This is a genomic window from Lysobacter sp., assembly GCA_013141175.1.
Lineage (GTDB): Bacteria > Pseudomonadota > Gammaproteobacteria > Xanthomonadales > Xanthomonadaceae > Lysobacter_I.
The window spans coordinates 3,109,208-3,127,817 of record JABFRN010000001.1; the positions used below are offsets into that span (position 1 = coordinate 3,109,208).

Sequence of the window (18,610 nt, forward strand, 5' to 3'; positions counted from 1 at the left end):
CGGTTCTGCTCAGCTCGCCAGCCGCCCCCGCAGCGAATTGCTCATCGCCTCCGTCACCACCACATCCACGAACTGCCCGGTCAGCTTCACGCCCGCCGGCGCCGGAAAATTCACGAAACGCATGTTCTCGGTGCGGCCGGTGAGTTCGCCCGGATCTTTCTTCGACGGCCCTTCGACCAGAACGGTTTGGGTACTGCCGATCATCGCCTGCGAGATGCGCCTGGCGTTCGCGCTGATGGTGGCCTGCAGACGCGCGAGGCGTGCGTGCTTCTCCTCGTTGCCGACGGTGTCTTCGATGTCGGCGGCGGGCGTGCCCGGGCGGCGCGAGTAGATGAAGGAATAGCTCTGATCGAAGCCGATGTCTTCGATGAGTTTCATCGTCTTCTCGAATTCGGCTTCGGTTTCGCCGGGAAATCCGACGATGAAGTCGGAGCTGATCGAGATGTCCGGACGCACCGCGCGCAGTTTTCGGATCTTCTGCTTGAATTCCAGCGCGGTGTAGCCGCGCTTCATCGCCGAGAGCACGCGGTCGCTGCCGGACTGCACCGGCAGGTGCAGATAGTTCGCGAGCTGCGGCACGTCGCGGTAGGCCTCGATCAGCGAGTCGCTGAATTCGAGAGGATGCGAGGTGGTGAAGCGGATGCGGTCGAGGCCGTCGATTTCGGCGAGGGTGCGGATCAGCAGGCCGAGGTCGGCGACTTCGCCTTCGCCCTCGCTTTCAATCGACGCGATGGGTCCGCGATAGGCGTTGACGTTCTGGCCGAGCAGATTGACCTCGCGCACGCCCTGGGCGGCGAGTTGGGCGACTTCGACCAGCACATCCTCGAACGGGCGGCTGACTTCTTCGCCGCGCGTGTACGGCACCACGCAGAAGCTGCAGTACTTCGAGCAGCCTTCCATGATCGAGACGAAGGCGGTCGGGCCTTCGGCGCGGGGCTCGGGCAGGCGGTCGAACTTCTCGATCTCGGGGAAGCTGATGTCGACCTGCGGCTGGCCGGTCTCGCGCTTGGCGCGCAGCAGGTCGGGCAGGCGGTGCAGGGTCTGCGGGCCGAACACCAGATCGACATAGGGCGCGCGCTTGAGGATGGCCGCGCCTTCCTGGCTGGCGACGCAGCCGCCGACGCCGATCACCACCGGCCGTTCGCCGCCCTTCAGTTTGCGCCAGCGGCCGAGCTGGCTGAACACCTTCTCCTGCGCTTTTTCGCGGATCGAGCAGGTATTGATCAGGATCACGTCGGCTTCATCGACGTTCTCGGTGATGACCATGCCTTCTTCGGCGCTGAGGACTTCGGCCATCTTGGCCGAGTCGTACTCGTTCATCTGACAGCCGTGGGTCTCGATGAACAGTTTTTTCGGTGCGGGTGTTTTCGGCGCGGCGGCGGGGTGTGCGGTGACGGCAGGAGCAAACGTGTCGGTCATGGGCGTGTCCGGGGCGCGGCGGTGATTCCGGGCCGGAAAGGTGGGAAGAGGCATCAGTGTAAGCCGGAGCGTCTCCGGCGTCCGCGAGTGATGGCGGTTGCCGTTTGACAATCAAACACTTGGCAAACCTTTCGAATCCGGGGACACTCCCGCGCATGACTTCGGGCAAGACGATCCTCAGGTGCGGGCTGTGGCTGGCGTTGGTGCTGGCAGCGCCCGCATTCGCCGGCACGGTCTACCGCTGCGAGAGTCCCGATGGCAGCCGCACTTACGGCAGCAAACGGGTCAAGGGCGCCAAGTGCAGCGTGATCAGCAGCTATACGCCGTCGCCTGCCGCCGTGCGCAGCGCCCCGGTCAGCGTCACCACCGCCCGCTCGGCGAGTGAAGCGCCCGCGGCCGGCGGGGGCATCGCTCCGACGCCGACGGCCGGTTCCTCTACGTTGCCAGAGGGCACGGTGACCGGAACGCCGACGGTGGCGATGACGGCCATCCCGCGTCAGGGCACGTCCCGGCGCGTCGAGGGACAGGTCTACTCCTATATCAAGGACGGCGTACGCAACTACACCAGCAAGCAGCCCAAGGGCGTGGCCGGTGCGACGGCGATCCGGTCGATCCGCTACAGCTTCCTCGAAACCTGTTACGCCTGCGCACCGCTGCCGGGCGTGAACTTCGGCACCCTGCGGCTCAATGTCGCCGCCTACGCGGCCGAAATCCGCACCGCCGCGACCCAGCATGGCGTCGATGAGGCCATCGTCCGCGCGATCATCCATGCCGAGTCCTCGTTCAACCCCAACGCGCGGTCGCGGGTCGGTGCGCAGGGCCTGATGCAGCTGATGCCGCCCACCGCGCGCCGCTTCGGGGTGAGCAACGCCTACGACCCCACCCAGAACATCCATGGTGGGGTGCAGTATCTGGCCTGGTTGCTCAAGCGCTACAACGGCGATCTCACCCTTGCCGCTGCCGGTTACAACGCGGGCGAGGGTGCCGTGGACAAGTACAGGGGCGTGCCGCCGTACAGCGAAACCCGTCGTTATGTCGAGCGGGTTCGGGTCCTCGCCGAGCGCTATCGCGGCATGCTGGCCGGGCGCGGCTGAGCGCCCCGGGCGTTTCGGCGCCCTTCGAAACTTCCGTTCCGCTTCCTCCCGCCTCCGGTCCGGCGCGACTTGTTGTGGGCGCGGGACAGGTAAACATTGTCGGCCGATTCAGCGTTCCGTTACACTTTGTCGTCTTTGCCGGCCGGCTTCGGGAACGAAACCGGCCGACAGTCCAAATGTAGCCTACGTTTTGCGGAGTGCCGGATGGCAACTAAAGTCGTAAGCGGGTCTGATCACCCCCAGGGTGACGGCGCGCAACCGGTGGACGCGGGGCGTCGCCGCTTCCTGACCGTGTCCACCGCTGTGGTGGGTGCCGTCGGTGTTGCCGGTGCCTCGGTGCCGTTCATCAAGTCCTGGATGCCGAGCGCCCGAGCCAAATTGGCCGGCGCGCCGATTTCGGTCGATATCAGCGCACTCGCGCCCGGGCAGCAGCTCGTCGTGAAGTGGCGGGGCCAGCCGGTCTTCGTCTCGCACCGCACGAAGGCGATGCTGGACGCTCTTCCCGGGATGAATGCGCTGGTCGCCGATCCGTCCTCGGAGAACACGGACCAGCAGCCGAAATACGCGCAGAACGAGTTCCGTTCGATCAAGCCGGAGTTCCTGGTGCTGATCGGGGTCTGCACCCATCTGGGTTGCGCGCCCGACTTCCTGCCGGAAGTGAAGCCGCAGGTCTTCGACGCCGACTGGAAGGGCGGTTACTTCTGCCCCTGCCACAAGTCGCGCTACGACCTGTCCGGCCGCGTCTACAAGTCGCAGCCGGCGCCGGCCAACCTGCCGGTCCCGCCGTATCGGTTCGACAACGACAGCACGCTTGTCATCGGTCTCGATCCGCAAGGGAGCGCATAAGTCATGTCGAACATCCTCATGCGTACCGCCGACAACGTGATGGAATGGGTCAACTACCGCGCGCCGGGGTTGATGCCGTTCTACCGCAAGCACATGTCCGAGTACTACGCGCCGAAGAACTTCAACCTCTGGTACATCTTCGGCATCCTGGCCACGGTCGTGCTGGTCAACCAGATCGTGACCGGCATCTTCCTGACCATGCATTTCAAGCCGAGCGCGGCGGAAGCCTTCGCCTCGGTCGAATACATCATGCGCGACGTCGATGGCGGGAACTACATCCGCTACATGCACAGTACCGGCGCCTCGATGTTCTTCATCGTCGTGTACCTGCACATGTTCCGCGGCCTGATGTACGGCTCGTACCAGAAGCCGCGCGAGCTGGTCTGGATCCTCGGCATGCTGATCTACCTCGTGCTGATGGCCGAAGCCTTCATGGGCTACGTGCTGCCTTGGGGACAGATGTCGTACTGGGGCGCCAAGGTGATCATCTCGCTGTTCGGCGCGATCCCCTACATCGGCACTTCGCTGACAGAATGGATCATGGGCGATTTCAACCCGGGCGACGCCACCCTCAACCGCTTCTTCGCGCTGCACGTCATCGCGATGCCGCTGGTGCTGCTGCTGCTGGTGGTCCTGCATCTGGGCGCGCTGCATGAAGTGGGTTCGAACAACCCCGATGGCGTCGAGATCAAGAAGGGCCCGAAGGGCAACCGCTGGTCGCCCACGGCGCCGGCCGATGGCGTGCCTTTCCATCCGTACTACACGGTCAAGGACACGTTCTTCGTCGGCTGCTTCCTGATCGTCGCGGCGTTCATCATGTTCTTCGCCCCGACCTTCGGCGGCTGGTTCCTGGAGCACGACAATTTCACCGAAGCCAATCCGCTCGTTACTCCTTTGCACATCAAACCGGTGTGGTACTTCACCCCCTACTACGCGATGTTGCGCGTGGTGCCGTCGTTCTTCGGCATCAAGCTGTGGGGCGTGCTGGTGATGTTCGGCGCGATCGTGATGCTGTTCCTGGTGCCGTGGCTGGACCGGGCCAAGGTCAAGTCGATCCGCTATCGCGGCACGCTGTACAAGGTCATGCTCGCGATCTTCGCGATCTCCTTCGTCTGGCTGGCCAAGATCGGCGCCGGCCCGGGCACCGACCCGGTCGAGACGATCATCGGCCGCGTGCTGACTTTCCTCTACTTCGCCTTCTTCATCACCATGCCGGTGTGGACGAAGCTCGACAAGACCAAGCCGGTTCCGGAACGGGTGACGATGCATGATTAAGCCATCCACGATGAAGTCTTCGATGAAGCCTTCGCTCCTCGGCCGTGCTGCGCTGCTGCTGTCTGGCCTCGTGCTGTCGTTTTCGGCGCTTGCCAATACAGCGGGCGGTTTGATGCAGGCCGGTACCGATCTGGAAGACAAGGCCTCGCTGCAGCGCGGCGCGCAATCGTTCATGAACTACTGCGCCGGCTGCCATTCGCTGAAATACATGCGCTATTCGCGGATCGCCGAAGACCTCGGGCTGAGCGAAGACCAGGTGATGAACAACCTGAACTTCACCGGTGCGAAATTCGGTGAGCAGATCGTCAGCCCGATGCCCGCTGTCCACGCCGAGAAGTGGTTCGGCAAGGCGCCGCCGGACCTGAGCGTGATCTCGCGCGTCCGCGGCAGCGACTGGATCTATACCTACCTCAAGTCGTTCTACCTCGACGAATCGCGCCCGCTGGGCTGGAACAACAAACTGTTCCCGAACGCGTCGATGCCGAACCCGCTGTGGGAAATGCAGGGTCTGCAGCGCGCGCTGTACGGCAAGAAGGATCCGAAGACCGGCGAAGCCGCGGTCGAGCGCCTCGAAGTCGCCCAGGCCGGTTCGCAGAACGCGGAAGAGTTCGACCGCACCGCGCGCGATATCAGCGCGTTTCTCGAGTATGTCGGCGAGCCGGGCGCGATCAAGCGCCAGCAGGCCGGTGTCTGGGTGATCCTGTTCCTGACGTTCTTCACCCTGATGGCGTGGCTGCTCAAGAAGGAATACTGGCGCGACGTACATTGATGGCGCGGCGCGCCTTCGCGCGACGATCACCTGCAGGGGCGGCCGGCTTGTCCGGTCGCTTTTGTTCTTGAGGATGGATGGCGAGTCTGCGTATGCGAAATGCCCTGACCCTGTTTTCTTCCGTCGACGACGTGCTCTGTCATCGCGTCCGCCTGGTGCTGGCCGCCAAGGGCGTGACCTACGATCTGGTTTCGGTGGATCCCCAGAATCCGCCCGAGGATCTGATCGACCTGAATCCCTATCACTCGGTGCCGACCCTGGTCGAACGCGACCTCGTGCTCTACGCGGCATCGGTGGTCAGCGAATATCTGGATGAGCGGTATCCGCACCCGCCGTTGATGCCGATCGATCCGCTGTCGCGCGCGCGCCTGCGCCTGGCGATGCTGCGCATCGAGCACGACTGGGTGCCGCAGGTGCAGGCGGTGCAGTTCGGCAACCGGCAGCAGGCCGAAGCCGGTCGCAAGCGCTTGAAGGAACTGCTCACCGCTGCGGTGCCGCTGTTCAAGGCCAGCAAGTTCTTCCTCAACAACGAAATGAGCCTCGCCGACTGCGCGATGGCGCCGATCGTCTGGCGCCTGCCGGCGCTCGATGTGCCGCTGCCGACCGACGGCAAGGTGATCGAGGATTACGGCAACCGCATCTTCCGGAATCCGGGTTTCGTCCGCAGTCTGACCCATCAGGAAAAGAACCTGCGCGAGCTGCCGGCCTGATGGTCGCCCTGGCGCCGCTGGTCGGGACATCGATCTGTCGGAGCGATCGCCGCGCGGCGAAGGCCTGCGCAGCCCGGAAATGCGGGAGTAGACTGCCCGCATGAGCGACGGAATCTCGCCTCGCATGACCAGTTTCCGCCCTTACCTGCTGCGGTCCCTGTACGCATGGATCGCCGACAACGACATGACGCCGCATCTGCTGGTCGACGCGGCGCGTCCCGGCGTGCAGGTGCCGGCGTCCGCGGTGAACGACGGCAAGGTCGTGCTCAACGTCGCCGCGCGCGCGGTTTCGGGCTTGGAGATGGGCAATGACGGGATCGCGTTCACCGCGCGATTCCGCGGCGTCAGTCATCCGGTGTGGGTGCCGATGGCCGCAGTGCTGGCGATCTATGCCCGCGAAACCGGGCAGCTCATGCCGCTGCCGGAGGAGATCGAGGATCCCGCGTCGGCCCAGGCCGAAAGCGTCGATGCTCATTCCGGGGACGCGGACGGCGGCGATGACCATGCGCCGCCGCCCAGGCGCGGCAATCATCTGCGCGTGGTGAAATAGCGACGGTCGAGATCCCATCGCGCCGTCGATCGCGCGCCGCTTCGAATCGCAGACTGCAGGGGGCAGTGTCCGATGGCAACCATGGTTTCAATCCAGCGTGATGCGACTCGCGGCCTCCACCGGGCCGCTGAAAGACACCAGTCGCTCGCCACGCAGCACCAGACGCGCGACATGCCGGTCGGTGCCGTCCTGCGAGTATTCGAAACGGAAGCTGCGTTCGAAACCGAGCCGGCCGTCTTCGCCGCGTCGAAGACGCAGCCCGGTCGCGTGCACGGTCTGGTCGATCAATTGCACTCCGGCCGTGCGGCAGGCGTCGCCGCCGAGCAGGATCGCCTGTTCGGCGGCGGCGCGCGAAGCGCTCCAGAATGCGAACCCCATCGCACCCAGAATCATCAGGATCAGTAAAGTCGGCATTCCCGTAATCTGCGGCCCACGAGCCGCAGATGCAATCCCCGTCACTGGAGTCAGATCGCCCATGAAGCTCGTATTCGCCGCCGGCGAATTCCCACCTCTCCTGCTGCAGCAGGGTGTCAAGCGCATCGGCTCGGCCGTGGATGCCGACATCGCCCTTCGCGACCCCGAGATCCTGCCGCAGCACTGCGAGCTCCATGTCAACCCGCAGGGCGTGATGCTGAAGATCGCGCGCGGCGCGACGGTGACGGTCAACCAGCGCCCGGCCGATGGTCTGATTTCGCTGCGGGTCGGCGACCTGATCGGATTCGCGGGCGTGCAGGCTTCGATCATGGCGCTCGATGCGCCGCGCCCGCCCAGCCCGGCGCCAGAGCTCGACGACGTCGGCGCCACCACCGTTCGCGCGGCGCTGCCGAAATACGCCTTGCGCTCGCAGACCGGTCGGATGCTGGGTCGCAGCTATCCCCTGACCGGCGCGACTTTCGTCGGTCGCGCACCGGATTGCCAGCTTCGCCTGGATGACTCCAACCTTTCGCGCAAGCACGCCAAACTGATTCCCACCAACGAGGGCGTGGTGATCGAAGATCTCGGTTCGACCAACGGCAGCTTCCACAACGGCAAGCGCGTACAGCGCGCGGTGGCCAAGGCCGGCGACGAAATCGGTTTCGACACGCTGCGTTTCCGGTTGCTGGAATTGGGCGCGGAAGGCGTGCACGCGATCGAAAACACGGCACCATCGCGTGCCGGATTGTCTCGTTGGGTATTCGGTCTGCTGGGCGTGATCGCAGCGACTGTCGTGGTCGTACTGCTCTGGCAGCGCTGAGGGTCGATGCGTTGACCGCCCGCTTTCAGCCCGGCGGCGGCCCCAGCTTCAAGGACAGATCGATCGCGCGGACATGCTTGGTCAAGCCGCCGATGGAAATGCAGTCCACACCGTCCTCGGCGATCCCGCGCAGCGTGGTCATGTCCACGCCGCCGGAAACCTCCAGCGGAATGCGTCCGTCGAACGGCGCGGATTTCGCGATCCGCACCGCGTCGCGGCGCGTCGCGGCGTCGAAGTCGTCGATCAGGATCCGCGTGCAGCCTTCGCGCAGCGCCTCTTCCAGTTGCGCCAGCGTTTCCACCTCCACGATCAGCGGCAGCGTCGGATGCATCGCGCGCGCCGCGTGGATCGCGCCCGCGAGCGAACCCGCCGCGCGGATGTGGTTTTCCTTGAGCATCACCGTGTCGTAGAGACCGATGCGGTGGTTGGTTCCGCCGCCGACGCGCACCGCGTATTTCTGCGCCAGGCGCAGCCCGGGAAGGGTCTTGCGGGTGTCGAGGATCTTCGCGCCGGTGCCGTGCACCGCGTCGACGTAGCCTGCGGTGACGGTAGCGGTGCCGCTCAATGTCTGCAGAAAATTCAGCGAGGCGCGCTCGGCACTGACCAGCGCGCGGCTGCGCCCGGCGAGCGTGGCGATCACGGTGCCCTTGGCGACGCGGTCGCCTTCTGCGATGCGCCAGTCGATACCCACGCCAGGATCGAGCGCGCGATGGCAGGCGTCGAACCATGGACGCCCGCAGACCACCGCGTCCTCCTTGCACAGCAGATACGCGATGTCCGGACCGTCGGGCAGCAGCGCGGCGGTGACGTCGCCGCTGCCGAGGTCTTCGGCCAACGCCGCAGCAACGTTCGCGGCGATGACCGCCGCCGGTGGCGGCGCGATTCTCGTGTGCGTGTCCACGCTCACAGCCCTTCCACCGCCGCGACCGGGATGCCTTCTTCGATCAACAGCACCGGGATGCCATCGTCGATGCGGTAAATGGTTTTGCGGTCGCGGGTGATCAGCGCCTCGCGGATCGTTTCGGTCTGTGGCGTGTCATCGACGCGCTTGACGCTGCCTGCGGCGATGGCGCGGTTCAACGCCTCCAGACCGGGCTTGTCGAGCAGCGCCAGCGGTTGGCGGGTGGCGGGACAGACGAGGAGATCGAGCAACTTGCGGTCCATTCGATGAAGCCGGGGGTGAAGTGCCGCTAGAATACCGTTTTGCAGCAGGCGTGACGCCGCAGGGTGGGGCCATGGCAGACACAGACAACCGGCCCCTGGTCGGCGTGGTGATGGGCTCGCGCTCCGACTGGGAGACGATGCAGCACGCCGTGTCCAGACTCGAAGCGCTGGGTGTGCCGCACGAGGTCCGCGTGGTATCCGCGCACCGCACGCCGGATGTCCTCTTCGAATACGCTGCCACCGCGCGACAGCGCGGTCTTCGCGCGATCATCGCCGGCGCGGGTGGCGCTGCGCATCTGCCCGGCATGCTCGCGTCCAAGACTGCGGTTCCGGTGCTCGGTGTTCCGGTGCAGAGCAAGGCGCTGAACGGCATGGATTCGCTGCTGTCGATCGTGCAGATGCCGGCCGGCATTCCCGTCGCGACCTTCGCCATCGGCAATGCGGGCGCCGCGAATGCCGGGCTGTTCGCTGCGGCGATGCTGGCGGCCGATCATCCGCGGATCGGCGCTGCGCTCGATGCGTACCGCGCCAAACAGACGCAGGATGTCTGCGACAACGACGATCCACGCCGATGACGACCGTCGGTATTCTCGGCGGGGGCCAGTTGGCGCGCATGCTCGCGCTGTCCGGCGCGCCGTTGGGCTTGCGTTTCCGCGTGCTCGATACCGTCGCCGACGCCTGTGCCGGCCAGTTCGCACCGCTGATCGTCGGCGATTACCGCGACCGGGCCGCATTGGCCGAGTTCGCATCGCAGGTCGATGTCGCCACCTTCGATTTCGAGAATGTGCCCGCCGAATCCGCGCAGTGGCTGAGCGAGCGCGTGCCGGTGTTTCCGAATCCGCGCGCGCTGTCGATCGCGCAGGACCGCCTCGTCGAGAAAACCCTGTTCCGCGAACTCGGCATTCCGGTGCCGGATTTCGCCGATGTCGCGGATCGCGCCGCGCTCGAGGCCGCCATCGCCCGTATCGGTGTGCCGTGCATCCTGAAAACCCGCCGGCTCGGCTACGACGGCAAAGGCCAGTTCCGGATCAAATCCGCTGGCGATGTCGATGCCGCCTGGGATGCGCTCGGGACGCAGGCCGAGACCGTGGGCTTGATCCTCGAAGCGTTCGTGCCGTTCGAGCGCGAGTTGAGCGTGGTTGCCGTGCGCGGTCGCGACGGCGCGTTCCGCACTTGGCCACTGACCGAGAACTGGCACGTCGACGGCGTGCTGTCCGCGAGCCTCGCGCCCGCCCGTGTCGACGACGCGCTCGCCCGGACCGCGCTCGCGCATGCGCAAGCGCTGGGCGAGGCGCTGGATTATGTCGGCGTGTTCGCACTGGAGCTGTTCTGCCGCGATGGCGTGCTGCTGGCGAACGAACTCGCGCCGCGCGTCCACAACTCCGGCCACTGGACCATCGAAGGCAGCGAGACTTCGCAATTCGAGAACCATCTGCGCGCGGTGCTCGGTCTGCCGCTGGGCGATACGCGCATGATCGGCCATGCCTGCATGCTCAACTGGATCGGCGCGATGCCCGATGCGAATGCGGTTCTGCGCGAACCGTGCGGACATTGGCACGATTACGGCAAGGAACCCCGCGCGGGCCGCAAGGTCGGCCATGCGACATTGCGCGCAGGCACGACACACGAACTGGCTGCCGCGCTGGCGCGCATCGGCGAGACGCTGGGGCGCGCGGATATCGTCGCGCACGCGGCCGGCATCGGCTGACGGAGGAGCAGGGTATGGCAGGCACGCGGACATGGGCGGCGGTCGGAGGCGTGCTGGTGGTGGCGCTGGGCATCGTGGTCGCGATGCGCTACTTCATGCCGCAGGACGGGAAGAAGCCTTCGGTATCGACGACCGGCGATGCCATCGGCGCTGTCGGTTCTCGCGACACGAAGCGGCAAGAAGAAGAGGTTGCCGCACAGGTGCGGACAGGGCATGCCGCTTCGATGGCGAAGTCGACCGCACCGTTGCCGCCGTTGGATGCGCCGCTGTCGGCGATCGTGCGCGAACTGAAACCGCGCGCGGAGGCCGGCGATGCGCGCGCGCTGTGCCGGCTGGCCGTCGAATACCGTTATTGCGTGGACTTGCAGGACCGCATGCAGATGATCGAGAGCGGCGTCGCACGCGCGCAGCAGAGCGCCGAGAACGGCCGGCGCAGGGGCTGGGGTTCTCCGGAGCGGATGGCATCGGCATTCGAGGAAACGAACCGGCTCTACCAGCACTGCGAAGGTGTCGAGACGCCGTCTTCGACCGAGATCGTGCGCTACATGCGCGAATCCGCGACGGCGGGGCATCCGCAGGCGGCGAGCTATTACGCCTCGGGCGATATGTTCAGCGGCAGCGACATGTTGGACAACCTGTCCGAACTCGCGTTGTACCGCGACAACGCCGAATCGATCGCCCTTGCCGCCGTCGCGCAGGGCGATCTGCGCGCCGCCTGGGAGCTCGCCCAGGCCTACGCCAGCGCTCCCGACGACCGGCGTCGCCCGCTGTTGGCGCAGGCGGTCGATCCGCAGCCGGCGACCGGGCTGGCGCTGCTGTACGCGCTGCGCACTTCGATCGGGAATGCGGGCGCGGCCGGCGCCCTTGATGTCCAGTCGCTCATGCCGCGCGTGCAGGAACGCATCGCGTCTCTGGAGCAGCGGCTGCCTTCCGCCGACGTCGCGCGTGCGCGCAATCAGCCGGCGAAGATCGGAAACGACGCCGGCGCGGGCATCCCCGGCGCCGGCGCGTTGCAACGGCTCAGCGGCGCGATAGCGTCACGCGGTCGCGGTGGAGACTGGTCGCGCGATATCTGCGACTGAGCTTTTCGGGCTTTCAGCGGCAGCGTCCGTAACGATCCGGCGACGCACCCGGCCCGCCTTTCCTGCCCGGAGGATTTTCCCAGTTCGTGCCGCGTCCGCCCGCGCGGCCCGGTGGATTGCCGTCGTTGTCGCGCCAGCAGCGGCTGCTCTGGTTCCACCAGCCATAGCGCGGATGCCAGTACCCGAAGTTCGCATTGAAGTAATAGCCGCCGTCGACGATGGCGAACTTGTAGCGGGTCTTGCCGTGACGGTAGTAGCGGTAATCCGGCGATGCGCCAGGGCCGCCGCGCCAGCCGGGCGGATTTTCCCAGTTGGTGCCGGGGCCGCCGGCCGGGCCGGGCGGGTTGTTGTCGCGGTCATGGCTGCGCGCGCAGGCAGTACCGGTGAAAGCGAGCGCGAGCGTCAGGGCGAACGCGGACAGCAGGGATCTGGACGATGTCATCGGGTGGCTCCGTGTGCGTGGAAGACCACCGGGAAATGCCTGCGAGGGCCATGGCGTTGACGCTGCAGTCGCGATCGTTCATCGGACGGTCGGTTTGCGTTGCCTGCGTCACTGCCCGCAAAAAGCAGGCGCAAAAAAACGGCCGGGTTTCCCCGGCCGTTCGCGATTCACAAGAATGCTTCGATCACTTCATCTGCGCAGTGACGAAATCCCAGTTGACCAGGTTCCAGAACGCTTCGACGTACTTCGGGCGCGCGTTGCGGTAGTCGACGTAGTAGGCGTGTTCCCACACATCGCAGGTGAGCAGCGGGGTGTCCTCGCCGGTCAGCGGAGTGGCGGCGTTGGAGGTGCTCGCCAATGCGAGCGAGCCATCCGGACGCTGCACCAGCCAGCCCCAGCCCGAGCCGAAGGTGCCGACGGTGGTCTTGGTGAATTCTTCCTTGAATTTGTCGAAGCTGCCGAACGCGGCGTTGATGGCATCGGCCAGTTTGCCGGACGGTGCGCCACCCCCATTGGGTTTGAGGCAGTTCCAGTAGAAGGTATGGTTCCAGATCTGCGCGGCGTTGTTGAACATCGCGCCCTGCGCCTTGCGGACGATGTCTTCCAGCGACAGATCGGCGAATTCGGTGCCCGGGATCATGTTGTTGAGGTTGGTGACATAGGTCTGGTGATGTTTGCCGTAATGGAAATCGATGGTTTCCGCCGAAATGTGCGGTTCCAGCGCGGTACGGTCGTAGGGCAGGGCGGGCAGCTCGATGGCCATGGGCGGGCTCCTTGGGGGTGGGGGTTGGCGCGGGCGCTGGACGGGTCCGGAGCCGCGCGAACGATTACAATGCGCGATTCTAGCCGCATGATTCTAACCCCACCTTGGCCGTCGCGACCCGAACGCGGCCGGCCCCATCCGCAGGAGACTCCCATGCCGGTGTTGGCACGTATCCAATCCGAGATCGAAGCCCATCCCATCGTGTTGTTCATGAAGGGCACCCCGCAATTCCCGATGTGCGGTTTTTCCAGTCGTACCTCGCAGGCGCTGAAAGCCGCTGGCGCGACCGATTACCACACGATCAACGTGCTGGAAGACCCGGAAGTGCGCGCCAATCTGCCGCGCTTCTCGAATTGGCCGACCTTCCCGCAGTTGTTCATCAACGGCGAATTGATCGGCGGCTGCGACATCACCATCGAGCTGTTCGAATCCGGCGAGCTTGCGCGCATGATCGCCGAGGCGCAGAAGGCCTGATGTCGGAAAACGTGATGCCGCCGGGCGCGGGCGCGCTCGAGAGTCGCGTGGTGCTGGTGGTCGGCGCGCACGGCGCGCTGGGCCACGCGGCATCGCTCGCCTGTGCGGATGCGGGCGCGACGGTGGTGCTGCTCGGGCGCAAAGTGCCCAAGCTCAATCGTGTGTACGACGCCATCGTGCGACAGGGCGGCGAAGCGCTGCTGTATCCGCTCGACCTCGAAGGCGCGACACCCGACGATTACGCCGAAATGGTCGAGCGCATCGAATCCGGACCCGGTCGGCTCGATGGCCTGCTGCATTGCGCTGCGGACTTTCCCGGGCTGACGCCGCTGGAAAACACCGATCCGGCCGCGTTCGCGCGTGCGCTGCACGTGAACCTGACCGCGCGCTGGTGGCTGACCCAGGCCTGCCTGCCGCTGTTGCGTCGTGCCGATGACAGCGCCGTGGTGTTCACGATCGACGACGCGCTGACGAGCGGCCTTCCGTACTGGGGCGGTTATGGCATCGCCCAGGCCGCATTGAAGGTGATGCTCGGGACATTGCATGCCGAGCTGGCGAATTCGAGCGTGCGCGTCGCGGGTCTCGCGCCCGGTCCGATGCGCACGCCGCTGCGCGCCAAGGTGTTCGTCGAAGAAGACACCGCCGACGCCCGCGATGTCGCTGCGATCGCGCCGGCCTGCGTGCATCTGCTGTCCGCTGCGGGCGCCGGACAGCGCGGAACGCTCTGGACGCCGATCCGGTGAGCATCGCTTCGGCCGCACTGTTGCTGTTCCTGATCCTCGATCCGCTCGGCAATATTCCCGTGTTCCTCAGCCTGCTGCGTGGCCTGCCGCCGCAGCGGCAGCGCATCGTGCTCGGGCGCGAGCTCCTGATCGCGCTGGTGGTGCTGATGCTGTTCCTGTGGTGCGGCAAGTACGCCCTGGAGCTGATGCACCTGCGCGAGGAGTCGGTGTCGATCGCTGGCGGCATCGTGCTGTTCCTGATCGGCATCCGCATGATTTTCCCGCCGCCGGAAGGCTTGATGGGCGAGATGCCCGACGGCGAGCCGTTCATCGTGCCCATGGCCATTCCACTGGTCGCCGGCCCATCGGGCATGGCGGCGGTGATCCTGATGGGCAGCAACGACCCCGCGCGACTCGATGACTGGAGCCTGGCGTTGATGATCGCCTGGGCGGCGACCGCCGTGATCCTGTTCTCGGCCACCTACCTCTACAAATGGCTCGGCCAGCGTGTCCTTGTCGCCGTCGAGCGGCTGATGGGCATGTTGCTGGTGGCGATCTCCGTACAGATGCTGATGGATGGCATCGCGACCTATCTGCAGGTGAAGGGGCCTTGATGGTTCTGTGACGAAATGCCTGTGTGACTGTGTAATGCGTTGAACCCCTTGCGGTGTAACGTTCAAGTGAAACCTCAGGCATGTTCAGTCAATGAATTCAATGGCTTACATGCGGGGAATCCGTCATTCCACTGTCATGTTCAGGCTCTATCGTGTTAACCTATAGTTAACCCAGACCTATCGGCTGTACAGGTTCCGGGTCCAATCTCCCCCGCTGACCGGATCGCGGCGCCACAAGCGCCCGCGATCTTTATGTACGACCCATCGCATCGTTCTCCACCGAGGCCAATAGCAATGAACCATACGAATCGTCTCCGACTTTCCAAACTGTCGATCGGACTCATCGTCGCCCTCGCAGCGGCGCCTGCGTTCGCGCAGAACACCACTGCCGCCCTGGGCGGTCAGGTCGTCGGGGCCGATGGCCAGCCGATCGCCGGCGCTGAAGTCACCATCGTGCACAGCGAGTCGGGCACGGTCAGCCGCGTCGTCACCGACGCCAACGGCCGCTACAACGCACGTGGCCTGCGCGTCGGCGGTCCTTACGCGATCACCGCGAACAAGGACGGCTCGGGCACCCGCAGCGAAGACGGCGTCTACCTCGCGCTGGACCAGGTCTCGGAAGTGAATCTGTCGATCGGCACGCAGGAACTGGATGCGATCACGATTTCGGGCAACGCCGGCCCGCAGATCTTCAGTGCCGACAAGATGGGTGCCGGCACCTCGATCAGCCGCCAGGACCTCGACAATTACGCGTCCGTCCAGCGCAACCTGCAGGATTACGCGCGCTTCGATCCGCGCATCTCGCAGACCGACAAGGAGCGCGGCGAAATCTCCGCCGGCGGCCAGAATTCGCGTTACAACACCGTCACCATCGACGGCGTCGCCACCAACGACACCTTCGGTCTGGAAGCCAACAACCTTCCGACCGCCAAGCAGCCGATCTCGGTCGATGCGATCCAGTCGGTGCAGGTCAACATCTCCAACTACGACGTGACCCAGAAGGGCTACACCGGCGCCAACATCAACGCGGTCACCAAATCGGGCACCAACGCGTTCAAGGGTTCCGTCTATTACGTCTACCGCGACGAAAACGGCGCGGGCGATCGCTACAACCGCACCACCGGCGGCTACTTCGCGGCGCCGGCCTTCGAAGAAACCACCAAGGGCCTGACCTTCGGCGGCCCGCTGATGAAGGACCGCCTGTTCTTCTTCGCCTCGTACGAAGAACTGAACAGCTCGCGCGGCACGCCCGAATTCGGCCCGCTCGGCAGCGCCCGGACCAACGTCGCGATCACGCCGACCGCGATCACCGGCGCGCAGACCATCGCCAGCACGCAGTACAACGTCGATATCGGCTCGGCCGAAACCTCCGAGACGGAACTCACGGTCAAGGATGCGCTGATCAAGCTCGATGCCAACATCGGCGACAATCATCGCGCCAGCCTGCGCTGGAGCAAGACCGAACAGTCCGATCCGATCTTCCCGACCTTCTTCAACAATGCCATCTCGTTGAGCTCGCACTGGTACAGCCAGGAAAAGACCATCGAAACGTTCGTCGGTGAATTCTTCTCCGATTGGAACGACAAGTTCTCGACCGAGTTCAAGGCGTCCTATCGCGACTACGCCAGCACGCCGATCAACAACTCCGATCTTCCGCAGATCCGCCTGAATTTCGCCGGCGCGCTGCCGGCCGGTTCGCCGGCGGTGTCCAGCACCAATGCCGGCCTCGTGTTCGGTACCGAACGCAGCCGTCACTTCAACGATCTCGCGACCGAAACCTGGAACTTCTACGCGGCCGGCAACCTGTTCCTCGGCGATCACACGCTGAAGTTCGGCGTCGATTACGACGACAACACCGTCTACAACGCGTTCCTGCAGGATACGAAGGGCAACTACACGTTCGCCTGTATCAATGGTGCAGCAGGGTTCTACCAGTTCACTGCCGCTGCAGTGACCTGCAACACGGCTACGCGCGCGCAGAACGAAGCGGCGGTGCTCGAGAACTTCCGTCGCGGCCGTCCCACCAGCTATCAGGTGCAGGTCGGTGCCCCGGGCTTCGGCATCAACGACGGCGTCGCCAACTGGGATTACCAGAATCTCGGCGTGTTCCTGCAGGACACCTGGGTGGTCAACGACGGCCTGACCCTGACCGCTGGCGTACGCGTCGACCGCAAGGGCATGGGCGAGAGCCCGCTGTTCAACAGCGCCGCTGCGGCTGCTCCCGTTGCCGGTGCGCTCAACGGTTCGACCACGCCGCAGAACGGCACGGTCGTCCGCAGCACCGGCGGCTTCGGTCTCCGCAACGACGTCACCCTTGACGGCAACACGCTCTTCCAGCCGCGCTTCGGCTTCAACTACACCTTCGCCAGCGATCGCCAGACCCAGCTGCGCGGCGGTTTCGGCCTGTTCGAAGGCGCCGCCGCCAACGTGTGGCTGTCCAATCCTTACTCCAACACCGGTATCGCTACCCGCATCATCGGTTGCGGTATCGCCGGCTTCGCCGCATGCCCGACCACGGGCGGTCTGTTCACCCCGGATACCGGCGCGCAGCCGACCAGCTTCACCGGCGCCATTCCGGCCGCCAACGTCGACTTCCTGTCCTCGGACCTGCGTCAGCCGTCCGTCTGGAAAGCGAACATCGCGTTCGAGCATGAGCTGCCGTGGTGGAACATGGTCGCGGGCATCGAGTACATCCGCACGCAGGTGAAGGACGGCGTGTATTACCGTCATCTGAACCTGGGCGGCGCGACCCGTCAGGGCAAGGATGGACGCAATCTGTATTACACCCCGCAGGGTTACAACGGCGCCTGCTGGAACACCAACGGCTCCAACACCACGTCCGGCGCTTGCACCGGATTCCGCAACCGTGCGCTCAGCAACGCCAGCTTCGCCAACGTGCTGCTTGCCGAGAACACCAACAAGGGCTACGGCGACAACCTGACCCTGTCCTTGAACGGGCAGTTCATGGAAGACTTCCGTTGGGGCCTGGGCTACGCCTATACCCGCGCGAAGGAAGTCAGCCCGCTGACGTCTTCGGTGTCGAATTCGAACTGGAACTCGGTGTCGGTGTTCAATGCGAACGAAGAAGTGGCCGCCAATTCGGCGTACCTGGTGAAGGATCGCTTCATCGGCCAGCTGACCTGGAGCCACAAGTTCTTCGGCGACAACGCGACCACCTTCGGTCTGTTCTATGAAGGTCGCAAGGGCAAGCCGTACAGCTGGATCTACAACAACGACCTCAACGGCGACGGCATCACCAACGACCTGATGTACATCCCGACCCGCTTCGGTTCTGGCGATGTGGTGTTCCGCGACGTCAATGCGAGCGGCAGCGGCGCCGACGAAGAAGCGCTGTTCTGGCGGATCGCGAACGCCAACGGTCTCAACCGCTATGCCGGTGGCGCCGTCGAGCGCAACAGCTCGTTCGGTACCTGGACCAACAACTTCGACGTGCGCTTCAGTCAGGAATTCCCGGGCTTCCTCGAAGGCAACAAGGTGCTGGTGTCGCTGGATATCATCAACGTCGGCAACCTGCTGAACAAGGATTGGGGCCACATCGACGAGGTCGCGTTCCAGTCGGCCGGTGGTCTGGCGCGCAGCTTCGTCAACTATCAGGGTCTGGATGCCCAGGGCCGCTACATCTACGGCGTGGATGGTCAGGTCGAAGACTACGTGACCCGCCAGCAGCGCGGCGAATCGCAGTGGGCCGCCCAGCTGACCCTCAAATACAGCTTCTGATCTGCA

20 protein-coding genes are annotated in these 18,610 nt (G+C 65.0%); 14 read left to right on the top strand and 6 right to left on the bottom strand.

Annotation, left to right across the window (positions count from 1 at the left end):
* Positions 1-9: 9 nt before the first annotated feature.
* The gene (gene miaB / locus HOP03_13680; protein NOT89214.1) at positions 10-1,419 is read right to left on the bottom strand and encodes a tRNA (N6-isopentenyl adenosine(37)-C2)-methylthiotransferase MiaB; all 1,410 of its coding nucleotides are present in this window, start codon (positions 1,417-1,419) and stop codon (positions 10-12) included.
* A 155-nt stretch (positions 1,420-1,574) separates the two neighbouring features.
* Between miaB and HOP03_13685 the strand changes: the two genes are divergently transcribed.
* The 6 genes from HOP03_13685 (at position 1,575) to HOP03_13710 (ending at position 6,663) form a co-directional block, all read left to right on the top strand.
* Positions 1,575-2,513 (top strand): lytic transglycosylase domain-containing protein, encoded by a 939-nt coding sequence (locus tag HOP03_13685; GenBank protein NOT89215.1) that lies wholly within the window; start codon positions 1,575-1,577, stop codon positions 2,511-2,513.
* 204 nt (positions 2,514-2,717) lie between these two features.
* A complete protein-coding gene (gene petA / locus HOP03_13690; GenBank protein NOT89216.1) occupies positions 2,718-3,359 on the top strand; it encodes a ubiquinol-cytochrome c reductase iron-sulfur subunit in 642 nt (213 codons plus the stop codon).
* Between the two features lie 3 nt (positions 3,360-3,362).
* Positions 3,363-4,634 carry a cytochrome bc complex cytochrome b subunit gene (locus HOP03_13695; protein NOT89217.1) on the top strand — a complete coding sequence of 424 codons (1,272 nt, stop codon included), beginning with the start codon at positions 3,363-3,365 and terminating at the stop codon, positions 4,632-4,634.
* A 22-nt stretch (positions 4,635-4,656) separates the two neighbouring features.
* Positions 4,657-5,403 (top strand): cytochrome c1, encoded by a 747-nt coding sequence (locus HOP03_13700; protein NOT89218.1) that lies wholly within the window; start codon positions 4,657-4,659, stop codon positions 5,401-5,403.
* Positions 5,404-5,480: 77 nt separating this feature from the next.
* The gene (locus HOP03_13705; GenBank protein ID NOT89219.1) at positions 5,481-6,113 is read left to right on the top strand and encodes a stringent starvation protein A; all 633 of its coding nucleotides are present in this window, start codon (positions 5,481-5,483) and stop codon (positions 6,111-6,113) included.
* Between the two features lie 100 nt (positions 6,114-6,213).
* The gene (locus HOP03_13710; protein ID NOT89220.1) at positions 6,214-6,663 is read left to right on the top strand and encodes a ClpXP protease specificity-enhancing factor; all 450 of its coding nucleotides are present in this window, start codon (positions 6,214-6,216) and stop codon (positions 6,661-6,663) included.
* An 87-nt stretch (positions 6,664-6,750) separates the two neighbouring features.
* Here the strand turns inward: HOP03_13710 and HOP03_13715 are convergent, their stop codons facing one another.
* Positions 6,751-7,077, bottom strand: coding sequence for a DUF3301 domain-containing protein (locus tag HOP03_13715; GenBank protein NOT89221.1), 327 nt, complete (start codon positions 7,075-7,077; stop codon positions 6,751-6,753).
* A 61-nt stretch (positions 7,078-7,138) separates the two neighbouring features.
* Here HOP03_13715 and HOP03_13720 point away from each other — a divergent pair, with 61 nt between their 5' ends.
* Positions 7,139-7,897, top strand: a complete 759-nt coding sequence (locus HOP03_13720; GenBank protein ID NOT89222.1) for an FHA domain-containing protein — start codon at positions 7,139-7,141, stop codon at positions 7,895-7,897.
* A 25-nt stretch (positions 7,898-7,922) separates the two neighbouring features.
* On the opposite strand, the gene nadC is transcribed toward HOP03_13720, so the two are convergent.
* Together nadC and HOP03_13730 are read right to left on the bottom strand one after the other, a co-directional pair.
* Positions 7,923-8,804, bottom strand: a complete 882-nt coding sequence (gene nadC / locus HOP03_13725) for a carboxylating nicotinate-nucleotide diphosphorylase (protein NOT89223.1) — start codon at positions 8,802-8,804, stop codon at positions 7,923-7,925.
* Positions 8,801-9,061 (bottom strand): Trm112 family protein, encoded by a 261-nt coding sequence (locus HOP03_13730; GenBank protein ID NOT89224.1) that lies wholly within the window; start codon positions 9,059-9,061, stop codon positions 8,801-8,803. Before HOP03_13730 ends, nadC begins: the two co-directional genes overlap by 4 nt.
* A gap of 71 nt (positions 9,062-9,132) precedes the next feature.
* Between HOP03_13730 and purE the strand changes: the two genes are divergently transcribed.
* The 3 genes from purE to HOP03_13745 are packed head-to-tail and all read left to right on the top strand — an operon-like array spanning position 9,133 to position 11,851.
* Entirely contained in the window at positions 9,133-9,636 is a 504-nt protein-coding gene (purE, locus tag HOP03_13735; GenBank protein NOT89225.1) for a 5-(carboxyamino)imidazole ribonucleotide mutase, read from the top strand.
* Complete coding sequence (locus tag HOP03_13740) at positions 9,633-10,769, top strand: 5-(carboxyamino)imidazole ribonucleotide synthase (GenBank protein NOT89226.1); 1,137 nt, start codon at positions 9,633-9,635, stop codon at positions 10,767-10,769. The genes purE and HOP03_13740 overlap by 4 nt, the downstream gene beginning before the upstream one ends.
* A gap of 14 nt (positions 10,770-10,783) precedes the next feature.
* Entirely contained in the window at positions 10,784-11,851 is a 1,068-nt protein-coding gene (locus tag HOP03_13745; GenBank protein NOT89227.1) for a hypothetical protein, read from the top strand.
* Positions 11,852-11,864: 13 nt separating this feature from the next.
* Here HOP03_13745 and HOP03_13750 read toward each other — a convergent pair whose 3' ends face one another.
* Together HOP03_13750 and HOP03_13755 are read right to left on the bottom strand one after the other, a co-directional pair.
* Positions 11,865-12,293 carry a hypothetical protein gene (locus HOP03_13750; GenBank protein NOT89228.1) on the bottom strand — a complete coding sequence of 143 codons (429 nt, stop codon included), beginning with the start codon at positions 12,291-12,293 and terminating at the stop codon, positions 11,865-11,867.
* A gap of 184 nt (positions 12,294-12,477) precedes the next feature.
* The gene (locus HOP03_13755; protein ID NOT89229.1) at positions 12,478-13,056 is read right to left on the bottom strand and encodes a superoxide dismutase [Fe]; all 579 of its coding nucleotides are present in this window, start codon (positions 13,054-13,056) and stop codon (positions 12,478-12,480) included.
* Positions 13,057-13,209: 153 nt separating this feature from the next.
* Between HOP03_13755 and grxD the strand changes: the two genes are divergently transcribed.
* From grxD to HOP03_13775, 4 genes are all read left to right on the top strand, one after another.
* Positions 13,210-13,530, top strand: coding sequence for a Grx4 family monothiol glutaredoxin (grxD, locus tag HOP03_13760; GenBank protein NOT89230.1), 321 nt, complete (start codon positions 13,210-13,212; stop codon positions 13,528-13,530).
* The gene (locus HOP03_13765; GenBank protein ID NOT89231.1) at positions 13,530-14,273 is read left to right on the top strand and encodes an SDR family NAD(P)-dependent oxidoreductase; all 744 of its coding nucleotides are present in this window, start codon (positions 13,530-13,532) and stop codon (positions 14,271-14,273) included. Before grxD ends, HOP03_13765 begins: the two co-directional genes overlap by 1 nt.
* Positions 14,270-14,866 (top strand): hypothetical protein, encoded by a 597-nt coding sequence (locus HOP03_13770; protein ID NOT89232.1) that lies wholly within the window; start codon positions 14,270-14,272, stop codon positions 14,864-14,866. The genes HOP03_13765 and HOP03_13770 overlap by 4 nt, the downstream gene beginning before the upstream one ends.
* Before the next feature lie 294 nt (positions 14,867-15,160).
* Positions 15,161-18,604 carry a TonB-dependent receptor gene (locus HOP03_13775; GenBank protein ID NOT89233.1) on the top strand — a complete coding sequence of 1,148 codons (3,444 nt, stop codon included), beginning with the start codon at positions 15,161-15,163 and terminating at the stop codon, positions 18,602-18,604.
* The last annotated feature ends 6 nt before the right edge of the window (positions 18,605-18,610 follow it).

Bases quoted from the DNA above. Each gene is read 5' to 3' on its own strand.
- miaB (NOT89214.1), bottom strand. From the start codon at position 1,419: ATGACCGACACGTTTGCTCCTGCCGTCACCGCACACCCCGCCGCCGCG.
- HOP03_13685 (NOT89215.1), top strand. From the start codon at position 1,575: ATGACTTCGGGCAAGACGATCCTCAGGTGCGGGCTGTGGCTGGCGTTG.
- petA (NOT89216.1), top strand. From the start codon at position 2,718: ATGGCAACTAAAGTCGTAAGCGGGTCTGATCACCCCCAGGGTGACGGC.
- HOP03_13695 (NOT89217.1), top strand. From the start codon at position 3,363: ATGTCGAACATCCTCATGCGTACCGCCGACAACGTGATGGAATGGGTC.
- HOP03_13700 (NOT89218.1), top strand. From the start codon at position 4,657: ATGAAGCCTTCGCTCCTCGGCCGTGCTGCGCTGCTGCTGTCTGGCCTC.
- HOP03_13705 (NOT89219.1), top strand. From the start codon at position 5,481: ATGGCGAGTCTGCGTATGCGAAATGCCCTGACCCTGTTTTCTTCCGTC.
- HOP03_13710 (NOT89220.1), top strand. From the start codon at position 6,214: ATGAGCGACGGAATCTCGCCTCGCATGACCAGTTTCCGCCCTTACCTG.
- HOP03_13715 (NOT89221.1), bottom strand. From the start codon at position 7,077: ATGCCGACTTTACTGATCCTGATGATTCTGGGTGCGATGGGGTTCGCA.
- HOP03_13720 (NOT89222.1), top strand. From the start codon at position 7,139: ATGAAGCTCGTATTCGCCGCCGGCGAATTCCCACCTCTCCTGCTGCAG.
- HOP03_13730 (NOT89224.1), bottom strand. From the start codon at position 9,061: ATGGACCGCAAGTTGCTCGATCTCCTCGTCTGTCCCGCCACCCGCCAA.
- purE (NOT89225.1), top strand. From the start codon at position 9,133: ATGGCAGACACAGACAACCGGCCCCTGGTCGGCGTGGTGATGGGCTCG.
- HOP03_13740 (NOT89226.1), top strand. From the start codon at position 9,633: ATGACGACCGTCGGTATTCTCGGCGGGGGCCAGTTGGCGCGCATGCTC.
- HOP03_13745 (NOT89227.1), top strand. From the start codon at position 10,784: ATGGCAGGCACGCGGACATGGGCGGCGGTCGGAGGCGTGCTGGTGGTG.
- HOP03_13750 (NOT89228.1), bottom strand. From the start codon at position 12,293: ATGACATCGTCCAGATCCCTGCTGTCCGCGTTCGCCCTGACGCTCGCG.
- HOP03_13755 (NOT89229.1), bottom strand. From the start codon at position 13,056: ATGGCCATCGAGCTGCCCGCCCTGCCCTACGACCGTACCGCGCTGGAA.
- grxD (NOT89230.1), top strand. From the start codon at position 13,210: ATGCCGGTGTTGGCACGTATCCAATCCGAGATCGAAGCCCATCCCATC.
- HOP03_13765 (NOT89231.1), top strand. From the start codon at position 13,530: ATGTCGGAAAACGTGATGCCGCCGGGCGCGGGCGCGCTCGAGAGTCGC.
- HOP03_13775 (NOT89233.1), top strand. From the start codon at position 15,161: ATGAACCATACGAATCGTCTCCGACTTTCCAAACTGTCGATCGGACTC.